The organism is Thioclava sp. UBA3469 (genome assembly GCF_002378135.1).
Classification (GTDB): Bacteria; Pseudomonadota; Alphaproteobacteria; order Rhodobacterales; family Rhodobacteraceae; genus Thioclava; species Thioclava sediminum.
Genome location: NZ_DFRG01000196.1, coordinates 1 through 12,650, shown reverse-complemented (window position 1 = coordinate 12,650; position 12,650 = coordinate 1). Strand labels below are relative to the sequence as shown.

Here is a 12,650-nt window from a genome sequence, read left to right as displayed (position 1 = left end):
ACGGAACTGGAACACCTCCCAGCGATCAGACGAGCCATCCCCGATCGCCATCGCGTTCAGTCCCGCCAGCACACCTTCTTCGCTCACGCTCTCCAAGGCCCCCGACAGCATCTTCACGCGCAGGCTCGGCCCGCGATCCCAGAGCCCGCTCTGCGCATGCGGCAAGATCGTCTGCGTCACCCCAATCGCCGCTTGCGTCTCGATCCTGGTATTCAGCGCATAGCCCGCATCCTCGAGCGCGGAATACAAAGCTGCCGCCCCCGGCCAAGGGCTGGCCGTCACCGCCAGATGCGGCGCATACGGGTCTTCCGCGCCTGTCAGCAAGGGCAAATCAAGGAATACCGGTGTGACCGGCACAGGCGGCGTGAAGCTCTCGATCCGCGCCACCTCGTCGGTTTCTTCCGAGGCCTCATAGATCCCCAGCTCGACCCGGACCGCTTCCACGCGGATCGCCTCGGCGCGCTCCATCCGGTCGATCCGGTAGCGCCGCGCACCCTCCTCGGTCTGCAGCAGCACGACATCCCCCGGCCCTAGCCACCCCATCGACGGCGGAAGCGTGAACTGCGCCGTATCGCGCGCCACCCGCGCCTCCGAGAGCCAGCGGTTCACGACACGCATTCCCTCCGCCCGCGTCAGCGCCAGGGGCGCCTCGCTCGCAGAGGCGGGGCCGTTTTCCTCGTCGGGGAAAATCGCCTCCACGGCGCGGGCCTCGAAGCTACCATCGGCCTCGACATAGGCCAGTCGTACGCGCCCCGCGATCTCCGCCTCCGGCGCACGGCGCGTCTCAAGGCTCTGATCGTCGCCATCCAGCGCCAGCAGCGGAGGCGCCACCTCCGCATCGACCGACGCATCACGCATCCGGAACACCAACTCCCCGTCGCGCTCCACCGCATCGAAACCGTAGATCAGGCTCAGCGACTGCAGCGCACCGCGCGGTGTGATCCCCCCGGGCATCGCATATCCGCGCACCACCCCATGCAACGCGCTCACATCGAACACCTCGACCCCCGCGAGCGCACAAATCTCGCCCACGACATGCGCCAGAGGCTGTGCTGTCGCCCGCCCCGAGATCCAATGCCCCCGTGCGTAGTTCGCCGCGTCGTCCCATACCTCCGGCAGACCGGGAAATTGCGGATAGGGTCGGACATCCCACGCCCAGACATGGGCGCGCGCCATATCCACCATCGTCCCGCCGTAATATTCCGAGAGCGGATTGTTGGCCGCATCCCCCCAATATTCGGTCATCGCCCGCAGATATTGCATCTGGATGTAATCATCGCGCCGCCCATCCGAGTAATGCGGCAGCGCGCTTTCCGAGCTTTTCGGATCGAGGAACTTGTTCGGCTCGTTCGTCCCCTTGTCGATGGCCGCACAACCCATTTCATCGACCCAGGCCGCGTCGAATTGCGGGCCGCGCAGCGCCTCGGGCTCATAGGCCGAGAAGGCCTGCGCCGTCGCCCCGTTCGGCCAGACGAGCCGCCGTCTTCCCGCTTCCCAATCGGGCCTGCGGTCGGGCGGAGAGCAGGCCAAGATCCCGCTCTCCCCCATCACCATCACATCGCGCACCTGATCGAAGGTCTCGCCGACCAGCGCCACGCGCCGCGCCTTCCCGGGGTCGAGCGGGCGTGCGCCTTCCACCTGCGCACGCACCCACTCGGCCCCGGCCCGCGTCTTGCCCGCGCCGCGTCCGCCCATGATCACCCAGGACTTCCAATCCCCTTCGGGCGGAAGCTGATGATCCAACGCCCAGAACTCGAAGATCCAGGGCAGCGCGAGCAATGCATTGTCGTCGAGCCCGTCGAGAAACGCCTCGACGCTCTCAGGCGTCGCGGAGGCGAGCCAGGCGGCGCCCGATTTCAGCTCTGGCGGCATCGAAGTCGAGCGCGCCATCGCGTCCGGCGGCGACACCTGCCAGCTGTCTGCGGAGTTTCTCGACACGAGATCGCTCCTCCATCACCAAATGAAAAGCGGTGCGGAGGTCCTTGACCGCCTGCACCGCCGCTTTCGCCTCGGATATGTCGCCGCGCCGCACCCCCTGCAGCGCCTGCGCCAGCTCCTCGGCCACGTCCCGATAGAGCGCTTCGGTCTGATCCAGAAGATCGACCGGCGCCCCCGCCTCATTCACTTTGTTGTCTTGCATCACTGACGAACCCACCCGTTCCAAGTTGGTCCGTTCGAGAGACATGAAAAAACGCCGTCGGGTTTCCCCGCGGCGCTTGCCCACTTCTCCTAGCATGTCAAATCTCTACTCGAGAGCGTTCGCAAAGTCAAGCTCTAAATTCTGGGTTGTGCACTCCAGTCAAAAAAGAACCCCGGCGAAAACCGGGGTTCTTTCTGATTTATCAGTTGCTTGACGCATCTTCCTGACGCTGTTTCTCGATCTCGCGCCACTTCGCTACGTTCTTGTTATGCTCCTCGATCGTGCTCGAGAACGCATGTCCGCCGGAGCCATCGGCCACGAAGAACAGGTAGTCGGTCGAATCGGGATGCATCGCCGCCTCGATAGCCGCCTTGCCCGGATTCGCGATCGGTCCGGGCGGCAACCCGTCGATGACATAGGTGTTGTAGGGCGTCGCCTTGCGCAGCTCGGACTGGCGCAGACCGCGGCCCAGCACACCCTTGCCTTCGGTCACGCCGTAGATCACCGTCGGGTCGGTCTGCAGACGCATCCCCTTCTCGAGGCGGTTGATGAAGACGCTCGCCACTTCCGGGCGCTCTTCAGGCACACCGGTTTCCTTCTCGACGATCGACGCCATGGTCAGCGCCTGCTGCGGATTGTCATAGGGCAGCCCCTCGGCACGTCCGTCCCAAGCGGCCGCGAGGATCTTCGACTGGCGATCGGCCATCAGATCGATCAGTGCCTGCCGGTCGGCGCCGCGCGTCACCTCGTAGCTGTCAGGTGCGAGCGTGCCTTCGCCCGGCACCCCGTCGATCTTGCCCGACAGGAAGCTCGCTTCCTGCAGCCCCTGCACGATCTGCCAGCTGGTCACGCCGTCGACCACCGTCACGCGGGTGCGGACATCGACGCGGTCGGCCTTGTCCTCGAACCCTTCGGGCGGTTTCTCGCTCTCGGGATTGTATTCCGCGACCTTCTGATAATCGCCCGTGGTCGGGTCCAGCTCGCGCAGCAGCACTTCGTTGCCGTTCACCCCGATCCGGAACACCAGTTCCGAGCCGCAGGTCGACGGACCACCCGCGGTGATCTGCCCGACGATGGACTGCATCGAGGCGTTCGGCTCGATCAGGTAGGAGCCGAATTTCAGCTTGTCGGCCTTTTCCTCATATTGCGCGCCCGTGCGGAACAGATAGGAGGACGAGATCGCCCCCTTGTCTTTCAGAGTAGACGACACGCCCTGCAGGCTTTCGCCCGGCGCGACGCGCAGACACATCGCCTCGGCCAGCGGTCCGGGCTCGACATATTGGTTCTTCGCCCAAGCGACCAAACCGCCGAGCGCGACGAGAATGACGATCAGCAGCGTCAGGAAATTCGAGACGATGTTACGCCACATCAGCTATCCACCTTGCCCATCACGAGGCTCGCATTGGTGCCACCGAAGCCGAAGCTGTTGGACAGCGCGACGTCGATCTTGCGCTTGACCGCAGCCTTCGGCGCGAGGTCGATCACAGCCTCTTCCGGCGGATTTTCCAGGTTCAGCGTCGGCGGTGCGATCTGGTCGCGGATCGCGAGGATCGAGAAGATCGCCTCCACAGCGCCCGCAGCCCCCAGAAGGTGGCCCACCGAGGACTTGGTCGAGCTCATCGTGGCTTTCGAGGCCGCATCGCCCAGCAGGCGCTGCACCGCGCCCAGCTCGATCACGTCGGCCATGGTCGAAGTGCCATGCGCGTTGATGTAATCCACCTGATCGGGGTTCAGATCGGCACGCTCCAGTGCAGCTTTCATCGCGCGGAAGCCGCCATCGCCATCTTCGGACGGCGCGGTGATGTGATAGGCGTCGCCCGACAGGCCATAGCCCAGCACTTCGGCATAGATCTTCGCGCCGCGCGCCTTGGCGTGCTCGTATTCCTCCAGCACGACGCAGCCCGCGCCCTCGCCCATCACGAACCCGTCGCGATCGGCATCCCACGGACGGCTCGCAGCTTCCGGCTCGTTGCCGCGCTTCGTGGACAGCGCCTTGCACGCGTTGAAGCCCGCGATGCCAATCTCCGAAATCGGGCTTTCCGCGCCGCCTGCGACCATCACATCGGCATCGCCCAGCATGATCAGACGCGCGGCATCGCCAATCGCATGCGCGCCGGTCGAACAGGCGGTGACGACCGCATGGTTCGGGCCCTTGAAGCCGAAGCGGATCGAGACCTGCCCCGAGACGAGGTTGATCAGCGCCCCCGGAATGAAGAACGGGCTGACGCGGCGAACGCCCTTTTCCTTGATCAGAACGGCCGTATCCGCGATCGAGCTGAGGCCGCCGATCCCCGAGCCGATCATCACACCGGTGCGCAGACGGCTTTCCTCGTCCTGCGGCTCCCAGCCGGAATCCTTCACCGCCTGCGTCGCCGCGGTCATCCCGTAGAGGATGAAATCGTCGACCTTGCGCTGCTCTTTCGGCTCCATCCAGTCATCGGCATTGAACGTGCCGTCGGACCCGTCGCCCAGCGGAATCTCGCAGGCGTATTTCGTGGTCACATTGGACGCATCGAAGCGCGAGATCGTCCCCGCCCCCGATTGTCCCGCGATAAGCCGCGACCAGGTCTCCTCGACGCCGCAAGCCAGCGGCGTGACCATTCCCAGACCCGTGACTACTACCCGACGCATGCCCGACCTCTTTCTCAGCCAAATATCTTGGCAGACCTGATACACGGGGGCGCGCAAAGGCGCAATCATAACCCATTGCGACAGGCGGGTTACCGTTCAGGACGGACGGCGCGTGAGGGGGCTAGCATTGCGGGGCGCGAACCGGTTCAGTCTGCCGTGCCGGGAGCGTCGGCACAGCCGTAGGCGCCCGCCCCGCGCTCAGAGGCGGCAGCGTCAGCGCGGTGCAGCGCATCTGAGCGGTGGGCGGCGCCAGCAACACCCGGTCGCGCCCGCCATTCTTCGCCGCGTAGAGCGCCCCGTCGGCGCGCGCATAGAGGCTCCGCAGCTCCTCGCCGCGCTCCCATTCGGCCACCCCGATCGAGACAGTGACCTGCAGCGCCGCGCCGTACTGATCCTCGAAACGCAGTCCCGCCACACAGGCGCGCAGCCGCTCCGCCACTTCGAGCGCCTCGACCAGCCCCGCCCCCGGCAGGATCACCGCGAATTCCTCGCCGCCGACCCGCGCCATCGTATCCTCCAGCCGCAGCTGCGCCCGCATCGCCCGCGCCGTGCGGCGCAGAACGCGATCACCCAGAGAATGCCCGCCCAGATCGTTGATCTGCTTGAAATGGTCGAGGTCGACCATCAGCGCCGTGAAAGGCACCTGCTCGCGCATCCCCTGCGTGTAATACTGCGCGAAACGTCGCCCGAGCATCTCCCGGTTGAACAGCCCCGTCAGCCCGTCGCGCATCGCCCGGTTCACCAGTTCCCGCTCGGCCTTGCGCCGCGCATGATCCACCCGCTCCAGTGACACGGCCATCAGGATGATCAGCCCGATATTCACCCCCACGATGGTCGCGACCAGCAACAGCAGCTCCGCGCGCACCTGACTCCCCTGATCGCTGAGCAGATAGAACGTGCCCAGCAGGAAGGGCGCGACGACCCCCAGAAGCATCTGCGCCCGTGCCTGCCGCCCCGAGGCATGCTCGTTGAGCAGCACCCGCATCACCCCACGATCGCTGCGGCAGATGAGCCCCGCATAGGCGAGACACATGATCGCCAGCGCCGCCCCGATCGACACGCCCTCCGCCAGCCGACTGGTCGCGATACTGTGCGACAGCAGGTACATCAAAGCCCCGCCGAACACCGTCAGATAGGCAATCGTTCCAAACAGATAAGCGCCCGCCTCCAGCGCGAAGAACCCCGCCGCCGTAATCCCCAAGAGCGCGGCCGCGCCTCCCCCGATCGCCCCCGCGCCGCTCAGGTCATAGACCTCCGCAAAGTTCGAGAACAGGCACAACAACAGCGTTCCCGCCGCCAGCCCGCGCGCCACATTCGGCGCCTCGCGCCGAAAAGCAATCGCGCCCGCCATCGCCAGAATGGCCAGCGCCGTCCACGCGCCCATCGCGTTCCACGACGTGAGCGCGCGCACGACCATATCCTCGCCCGACAGCGCGGTGGCCATCTGCGCCAGCAGAGCCAACCCCGCAAGCGCGGCGGCGAAAACCAAAAGAGGACGGATCAGAACCCGAGCCCGGCGAAACACAGACATAACGTGACCTCAACTGCGCGGGCAGAAGGGCATTTTACATAAGCACCCGCGACCTCTCCAAGGGACGCCTAATTCGTTAACGAAGGGTTAACAGCCGCGCGGGCACGATTGCACTTTCGGTCAGGTCTTCGCGAATTGCACAGATTTTTCATCCGGATAGCGCATTAAAACGTCATGCCGCGGCGGCCCGTGTCCCAGCGTGGACTGGATCAACGCCACCTGCTCGGGCGCGAAAGCGGGCAGCTTCACAGCGCCTTCCGCCGCCATGAGTCGCCCCAGCCGCAGCAAATCCCCCGGGCTCGCACGCTTGCCGAACCGCGCCAGGGTGACATGCGGACGAAACCGGCGCCGCGGCAGGTCGATCTCCGCCAGACGCGCGGCGCCCATCACCGCGCGGTGCCAACGGTCGAGGTTGGGATCGGCCTGCACACTCAGCACCAGCGCCTCCGGTCGCGCGGCACTGCCGAAAATCTCCAGCCCCGCCAGCACCACCTCCGGCCCGGGCGCCCAGTCGATGGCCCGCAGCCCCTCGTCCAGCGCCTCGAGCTGGCCTGCGTCGATCTCGTCGAGAAAGGCCAGCGTCAGATGCAGGTTCTCGGGCTGCACGATCCGACCCGCGCCGAGCGCCTGCTGCAACCGCTCGATGGCCTCGATTTGCGCCTCGGGCAGCTCGATCGCGACGAAACTCCGCATCTTCCCTCCCCCGAACGCACGCGCGCTTCGCGCAAAAGAAAAGCGGCGCTCCGGTTCCCCGAAGCGCCGCTCTTAACTCTCTCTCAGCGTCAGCCGTAAAAGGCTTACTGCGCTTCCGAGATGAATTTCACCGCATCGCCGACGGTCTGAATGTTCTCGGCGGCGTCATCGGGGATCTCGATGCCGAACTCTTCTTCAAAGGCCATGACCAGCTCGACCGTGTCGAGGCTGTCCGCACCGAGGTCGTCGATGAACGAGGCGCTCTCAGTGACCTTGTCCTCTTCCACGCCGAGATGCTCCACGACGATCTTCTTCACGCGATCAGCGATGTCGCTCATGTCAATTCCTCAAAGTTTATAGGGCCTAGCCCGTTCATGCTTGCTCGAATACGAGCGTCTCAACCCGCGCGCCCCGGGTCAACCCGAAGACCGCAATTCAGAGCCGTGGCTTTTACGCCCGGCCCGTCTGCAGCGCTCTTAGCGATTGCCGTGGCCCATGGCAAGACGTTTCTCTATCCTATCAAAGGCCTTCGTGCCCTAGGGTCACAAAGACGTCAGGCCATCGTCCCGCCACCATTGACGTGCAGCACCGCACCGGTGACGTAGCCCGCCTCGGGACTTGCGATGTAGCGCACCGCAGCCGCGATTTCTTCCGGCGTGCCCATGCGCCCGGCCGGGATGCCCGACAGGATCGCGTCCTTCTGAGCTTCGGTGAGCTTTTCCGTCATCGGCGTCTCGATGAAGCCCGGCGCCACGCAGTTCACCGTCACGCCGCGCGTCGCGACTTCCTGCGCGAGCGATTTCGACGCGCCGACAAGACCCGCCTTGGCGGCCGCATAGTTCACCTGACCGGGATTGCCGGTCTGCCCGACGACGGAGGTGATGTTGATGATCCGGCCCCAGCGCGCTTTCATCATCGGGCGGAGAACCGCACGCATCAGGCGGAACGCCGCCGTCAGGTTCACGTCGATCACCGATTGCCAATCCTCGTCCGACATCCGCATCGTCAGCTGGTCCCGCGTGATGCCGGCATTGTTCACGAGGATATCCAAGCCGCCCATCGCCTCGATCGCCGCTTTCGGCAGCGCCTCGACCGATTCAGGGTCGCTCAGATTCGCCGGGCAGACATACGCGCCCTCGCCCAGCTCGGCAGCCAGTGCCTCGAGCGGCTCGACCCGCGTGCCCGACAGTGCCACCGACGCACCGCCCGCATGGAGGGCCCGCGCGATCTCTGCGCCGATCCCGCCAGAAGCCCCGGTGATAAGCGCGCGTTTGCCTTTCAGATCGAACATCATGCTACCTCATATCTAAGTTGGCGCTCTCTTAGCAGCGAAAGCGCCGTTAGGGAACTCTAAGTGCTACACGCCATGGTTGCGCACATCGGGGCGACAGCCCATCGCGATCACAAACGTATGAAAAAGCCGACCAATTCGCTTTCGAACCGGTCGGCCTGCGCTTCCTCTTGACGAAAATATCCCAGGGGGTCCGGGGGAGGATCCCCCGGCGCAGCCCTCAGCCCTTCAGCGCGGCGATATCCTCCGGCGTGCCGACCGCGCGGCAGGTCACCTCTTTCGCGATCCGGCGGATCATGCCCGACAGCGCCTTGCCCGCGCCGATTTCCCAGATTTCGTCGACGCCCTGACCGGCCATCCACGCCACGCTCTCGCGCCAGCGCACCGAGCCCGTGACCTGCTCGACCAGCAGCTCGCGGATCAGGGCCGGGTCGCTCACCGCCTCGGCGCGCACATTGGCGACCAGCGGCACCACCGGCGCCTTGATCTCGACGCCCGCCAGCGCGGCATCCATCGCATCGGCTGCGGGCTGCATCAGCGCGCAGTGGAACGGGGCGGAGACCGGCAGCATCACGGCCCGTTTCGCGCCCGCTTCCTTGGCGAGCACCGTGGCGCGTTCGACCGCCGCCTTGTCGCCCGAGATCACGACCTGGCTCGGATCGTTATCGTTGGCCGCCTGGCACACCTCGCCCTGCGCGGCTTCGGCAGCGACTTTGGACGCGGCCTCGAAATCGAGCCCGAGGATCGCGGCCATCGCGCCCACGCCCACCGGCACAGCCGATTGCATCGCATCGCCGCGCACGCGCAGCAGGCGCGCGGTGTCGGCGAGGCTCAGCGAACCCGCCGCGCAAAGCGCCGAATATTCGCCCAGCGAGTGACCCGCGACATAGGCCGCATCGGTGACCGCATAGCCTTCGGCCTCCAGCGCGCGCAAAGCCGCGATCGAGGTCGCCATCAGCGCGGGCTGCGCGTTGGCGGTCAGCGTCAGCTCGTCCTGCTCGCCTTCCCAGATGAGCGTGCTCAGCTTTTGCCCGAGCGCCTCATCGACCTCTTCGAACACCGCTTTCGACGCGGGATAGGCGTCGGCCAATGCCTTGCCCATGCCGATGACCTGTGCGCCCTGACCGGGGAATACGAATGCGCGGCTCATGCCTGATCCTCCTGATTGATCTTTGGTTTCCCTTAGCGAGAAGGGCGCGGCGGGGCAAGTTCGCTGCCCCTCTCCCCCCTCAAGCCTTACCGATGATCCGCGCCGGGTTACCCGCGACCGTAGCGCCCGCAGGCACGTCGCGCGTCACGACAGCCCCCGCACCGATCAACGCGCCATCGCCCACCGTGATACCCGGCAGAAGGATCGCGCCGCCGCCGATCCAGACATCTTCGCCGATCCGCACGGGCCGTCCGAATTCCAGCCCCGTCCGGCGCGCCTCCGGATCGCGGGGATGATCTGCGGTCAGGATCTGCACCTTCGGCCCGATCTGCGTCCGATCGCCGATCGTGACCGCGACCACATCGAGAATGACACAGCCGAAATTCAGGAAGACCCCGGCCCCGAGCCGGATATTGCTGCCGTAATCGCAATGAAATGGCGGGCGAATGCGCGCGCCCTGCCCCACGTCCGCGAATAGCTCCGTCAGCAGCGCGTGGCACTCTTCGGCACTGTGCCCGACGGTGGCGTTGAACCGATCCATCCACGCTGCGGCCCGGGCCACATCGGCTTCGATCTCCGGCCCCTCGGCGCGATACAGCTCGCCCGCCAGCATCTTGTCCTTCTCAGAGCGCATGATCCCTCCCCTCCCATCGCCGGACGATCCTGCCCCAGCCGCGCGCAAAGAAAAAGGGGCGCTGGATGCGCCCCTTCTCCTCAGTCCAGTTCGAGATGCGCGACCCCGTCGGAGCGCCGCCCGATCGAGCGCCCATCCGCGCCGATCGTCGCACGTACGCGTCGCCGCATCGAGGAAAACGCAGCGCTTTCAACAACATCGACCGGCTCGTCCAGCGCGATCTCGATGTCGTAATGGGTCTCGCCCTTGCGGCGCAGCGCATGGACGCGCCCGCTCACCGGATGGCCCAGATAGCGCCCGCGCACCGCATCGCCCAGGGCATAGCCCTTCGCTTGCGCTGCCGGTTCGGCACGTCGCAGCGCCGCCACCATCGTGTTCCAATCGGCATGACCCGCCGCCTGCGCGGTCAGCTCATAGGCTTTCGACAGCGCAACCGGGTTGCCCGCCTGCGCCATTGCATCGGCCAGACGGCGCGCCTGCGCCTTCACGTCTTTCACTGTGTTCACAGTCATTGTCTCGTCTCCACGGGGATGATCCACCGCTTCGGGGCCCGCATTGCCGAAGAGCCCCCGAAAGAATGGAGAGCGATCGTGAACCGGATTTCACCAAGGGTCACACCCCGCGGGCGGCAGGCATCCGGCAGCCAAGGCCCGACAGATGGGCGGCGCAGGTGCGTCTGTCAAGTGGCGGGGCCTTACCCCGCGTCGGGCGATGCGAAAGCGCCATATCTCAGGCCCCAAAGCGAAAGGGGCGCCCGACCGGACGCCCCTTCCTATCACTGTCCCTCTCCCGTTTAGCAGGAGTAGTAGTACTTGTATTCCACCGGGTGGGGGGTGTGCTCGAACGCGTACACTTCTTCCCACTTCAGTGCGATGTAGCCCTCGATCTGGTCCTTGGTGAACACGTCACCGGCCAGCAGGAACTCGTGATCGGCTTCCAGCGTCTCGAGCGCTTCACGCAGCGAGGCGCAAACGGTCGGGATCGAGGCCAGTTCTTCCGGCGGCAGATCGTAGAGGTCCTTGTCCGAGGACGGGCCCGGATCGATCTTGTTCTTGATGCCGTCGAGGCCAGCCATCAGCAGAGCCGAGAAGCACAGGTAGGGGTTCGCCGACGGATCGGGGAAACGGGCTTCGACGCGCTTTGCCTTGGGGGATTCAGCCCACGGAATACGGACACAACCCGAGCGGTTGCGAGCCGAATACGCGCGCAGAACCGGAGCCTCGAAGCCCGGGATCAGACGCTTGTAGGAGTTGGTCGACGGGTTGGTGAAGGCGTTGAGCGACTTCGCGTGCTTCAGGATACCGCCGATGAAGTACAGCGCTTCCTGCGACAGGTCGGCATATTTGTCGCCTGCGAAGAGCGGCTTGCCGTCTTTCCAGATCGACATGTTCACGTGCATGCCGGTGCCGTTGTCGCCCGCGATCGGCTTCGGCATGAAGGTCGCCGATTTGCCATAGGCGTGCGCCACGTTGTGGATCACGTATTTGTACTTCTGGATGTCGTCGGCCTGCTTGGTCAGCGTCCCGAAGATCAGGCCCAGCTCGTGCTGGCACGAGGCCACTTCGTGGTGGTGCTTGTCGACCTTCATGCCCATGCGCTTCATGGTCGAGAGCATTTCCGAACGCAGGTCCTGCGCGTCATCCACCGGGTTGACCGGGAAGTAGCCGCCCTTGACGCCCGGACGATGGCCCATGTTGCCCATCTCGTAATCGGTGTCGGTGTTCCAGGCCGCGTCGAGCGCGTCGACCTCGTAGGAGACCTTGTTCATCGAGACCGAGAACTTCACGTCGTCGAAGAGGAAGAATTCCGCTTCCGGACCGAAGAAGGCCGAGTCACCGATGCCCGAGGCGACGAGATAGGCTTCGGCCTTCTCGGCGGTGCCGCGCGGGTCGCGGGCATAGGGTTCGCCGGTGTCGGGCTCGACCACGGTGCAGTGCACGCACATGGTTTTCTCGGCGTAGAAGGGGTCAATATAGACCGAGGACGCGTCCGGGATCAGTTTCATGTCGGACTGATCGATCGACTTCCAGCCCGCGATCGAGGAGCCGTCGAACATGAAGCCTTCTTCGAAGAAATCTTCGTCGACCTCGGTATGCATCAGCGTCACGTGCTGCAGCTTGCCGCGCGGATCGGTGAAGCGAACGTCGACGTATTCGACGTCTTCGTCCTTCATCAGTTTGAGAGCGTCCTTGATGCTCATGTCACATTACCCTTTCGTTGAGCTTGGGTTATCCCCGGACCCGCAACGAGGCCCGGCGGGAATGGCGGAAGTTACAGCGCGTCGTCGCCCGACTCGCCGGTGCGGATACGGATCGCCTGCTCCATCGGAGAGACGAAGATCTTGCCGTCGCCGATCTTCTCGGTGCGCGCGGCATTCGTGATCGCTTCGATGGCGGCGTCGACGAGGTCGTCGGGCAGCACCATCTCGATCTTCACCTTGGGCAGGAAATCCACGACATATTCGGCGCCGCGATAAAGCTCGGTATGCCCCTTCTGGCGCCCGAAACCCTTGGCCTCGGTCACGGTGATGCCGGATACGCCGATTTCGTGCAGCGCCTCCTTCACCTCGTCGAGCTTGAA

Annotated in this window: 13 protein-coding genes; all 13 read right to left on the bottom strand. The window is 65.1% G+C overall.

The window, feature by feature from the left end; translation table 11 throughout:
- The coding region (locus B3D39_RS14200; protein WP_286789821.1) for a phage tail protein at positions 1 to 1,890 on the bottom strand (1,890 nt) is incomplete at its 3' end.
- On the bottom strand, positions 1,820 to 2,140 hold the full coding sequence (locus B3D39_RS14195) for a hypothetical protein (protein ID WP_078540609.1): 321 nt from the start codon (positions 2,138 to 2,140) through the stop codon (positions 1,820 to 1,822). The genes B3D39_RS14195 and B3D39_RS14200, both read right to left, overlap by 71 nt.
- A gap of 202 nt (positions 2,141 to 2,342) precedes the next feature.
- A complete protein-coding gene (mltG, locus tag B3D39_RS14190) occupies positions 2,343 to 3,509 on the bottom strand; it encodes an endolytic transglycosylase MltG (protein ID WP_274963021.1) in 1,167 nt (388 codons plus the stop codon).
- Positions 3,509 to 4,771, bottom strand: coding sequence for a beta-ketoacyl-ACP synthase II (gene fabF, locus B3D39_RS14185; RefSeq protein ID WP_274963020.1), 1,263 nt, complete (start codon positions 4,769 to 4,771; stop codon positions 3,509 to 3,511). The genes mltG and fabF overlap by 1 nt, the downstream gene beginning before the upstream one ends.
- 121 nt (positions 4,772 to 4,892) lie before the next feature.
- A complete protein-coding gene (locus B3D39_RS14180; RefSeq protein WP_274963019.1) occupies positions 4,893 to 6,302 on the bottom strand; it encodes a GGDEF domain-containing protein in 1,410 nt (469 codons plus the stop codon).
- Between the two features lie 120 nt (positions 6,303 to 6,422).
- Positions 6,423 to 6,995, bottom strand: coding sequence for an RNA 2',3'-cyclic phosphodiesterase (thpR, locus tag B3D39_RS14175; protein ID WP_274963018.1), 573 nt, complete (start codon positions 6,993 to 6,995; stop codon positions 6,423 to 6,425).
- 104 nt (positions 6,996 to 7,099) lie between these two features.
- The gene (locus B3D39_RS14170; protein WP_075775036.1) at positions 7,100 to 7,333 is read right to left on the bottom strand and encodes an acyl carrier protein; all 234 of its coding nucleotides are present in this window, start codon (positions 7,331 to 7,333) and stop codon (positions 7,100 to 7,102) included.
- A gap of 215 nt (positions 7,334 to 7,548) precedes the next feature.
- Positions 7,549 to 8,286: a 3-oxoacyl-[acyl-carrier-protein] reductase gene (gene fabG, locus B3D39_RS14165; RefSeq protein WP_274963031.1), complete on the bottom strand. Its 738-nt coding sequence runs from the start codon at positions 8,284 to 8,286 to the stop codon at positions 7,549 to 7,551.
- Between the two features lie 220 nt (positions 8,287 to 8,506).
- Positions 8,507 to 9,436: an ACP S-malonyltransferase gene (fabD, locus tag B3D39_RS14160; RefSeq protein WP_078601266.1), complete on the bottom strand. Its 930-nt coding sequence runs from the start codon at positions 9,434 to 9,436 to the stop codon at positions 8,507 to 8,509.
- Positions 9,437 to 9,515: 79 nt separating this feature from the next.
- Complete coding sequence (locus tag B3D39_RS14155) at positions 9,516 to 10,070, bottom strand: sugar O-acetyltransferase (protein WP_274963017.1); 555 nt, start codon at positions 10,068 to 10,070, stop codon at positions 9,516 to 9,518.
- 80 nt (positions 10,071 to 10,150) lie between these two features.
- Positions 10,151 to 10,582, bottom strand: a complete 432-nt coding sequence (locus B3D39_RS14150; RefSeq protein WP_274963016.1) for a glyoxalase superfamily protein — start codon at positions 10,580 to 10,582, stop codon at positions 10,151 to 10,153.
- 281 nt (positions 10,583 to 10,863) lie between these two features.
- The gene (gene glnA / locus B3D39_RS14145; RefSeq protein WP_078520902.1) at positions 10,864 to 12,270 is read right to left on the bottom strand and encodes a type I glutamate--ammonia ligase; all 1,407 of its coding nucleotides are present in this window, start codon (positions 12,268 to 12,270) and stop codon (positions 10,864 to 10,866) included.
- Between the two features lie 71 nt (positions 12,271 to 12,341).
- The coding region (locus B3D39_RS14140) for a P-II family nitrogen regulator (RefSeq protein ID WP_286789820.1) at positions 12,342 to 12,650 on the bottom strand (309 nt) is incomplete at its 5' end.

Coding starts and splice junctions, on each gene's coding strand:
- B3D39_RS14195 (WP_078540609.1), bottom strand. CDS start 2,140: ATGCAAGACAACAAAGTGAATGAGGCGGGGGCGCCGGTCGATCTTCTG.
- B3D39_RS14150 (WP_274963016.1), bottom strand. CDS start 10,582: ATGACTGTGAACACAGTGAAAGACGTGAAGGCGCAGGCGCGCCGTCTG.
- thpR (WP_274963018.1), bottom strand. CDS start 6,995: ATGCGGAGTTTCGTCGCGATCGAGCTGCCCGAGGCGCAAATCGAGGCC.
- mltG (WP_274963021.1), bottom strand. CDS start 3,509: ATGTGGCGTAACATCGTCTCGAATTTCCTGACGCTGCTGATCGTCATT.
- B3D39_RS14155 (WP_274963017.1), bottom strand. CDS start 10,070: ATGCGCTCTGAGAAGGACAAGATGCTGGCGGGCGAGCTGTATCGCGCC.
- B3D39_RS14180 (WP_274963019.1), bottom strand. CDS start 6,302: ATGTCTGTGTTTCGCCGGGCTCGGGTTCTGATCCGTCCTCTTTTGGTT.
- fabF (WP_274963020.1), bottom strand. CDS start 4,771: ATGCGTCGGGTAGTAGTCACGGGTCTGGGAATGGTCACGCCGCTGGCT.
- fabG (WP_274963031.1), bottom strand. CDS start 8,286: ATGTTCGATCTGAAAGGCAAACGCGCGCTTATCACCGGGGCTTCTGGC.
- fabD (WP_078601266.1), bottom strand. CDS start 9,436: ATGAGCCGCGCATTCGTATTCCCCGGTCAGGGCGCACAGGTCATCGGC.
- glnA (WP_078520902.1), bottom strand. CDS start 12,270: ATGAGCATCAAGGACGCTCTCAAACTGATGAAGGACGAAGACGTCGAA.
- B3D39_RS14170 (WP_075775036.1), bottom strand. CDS start 7,333: ATGAGCGACATCGCTGATCGCGTGAAGAAGATCGTCGTGGAGCATCTC.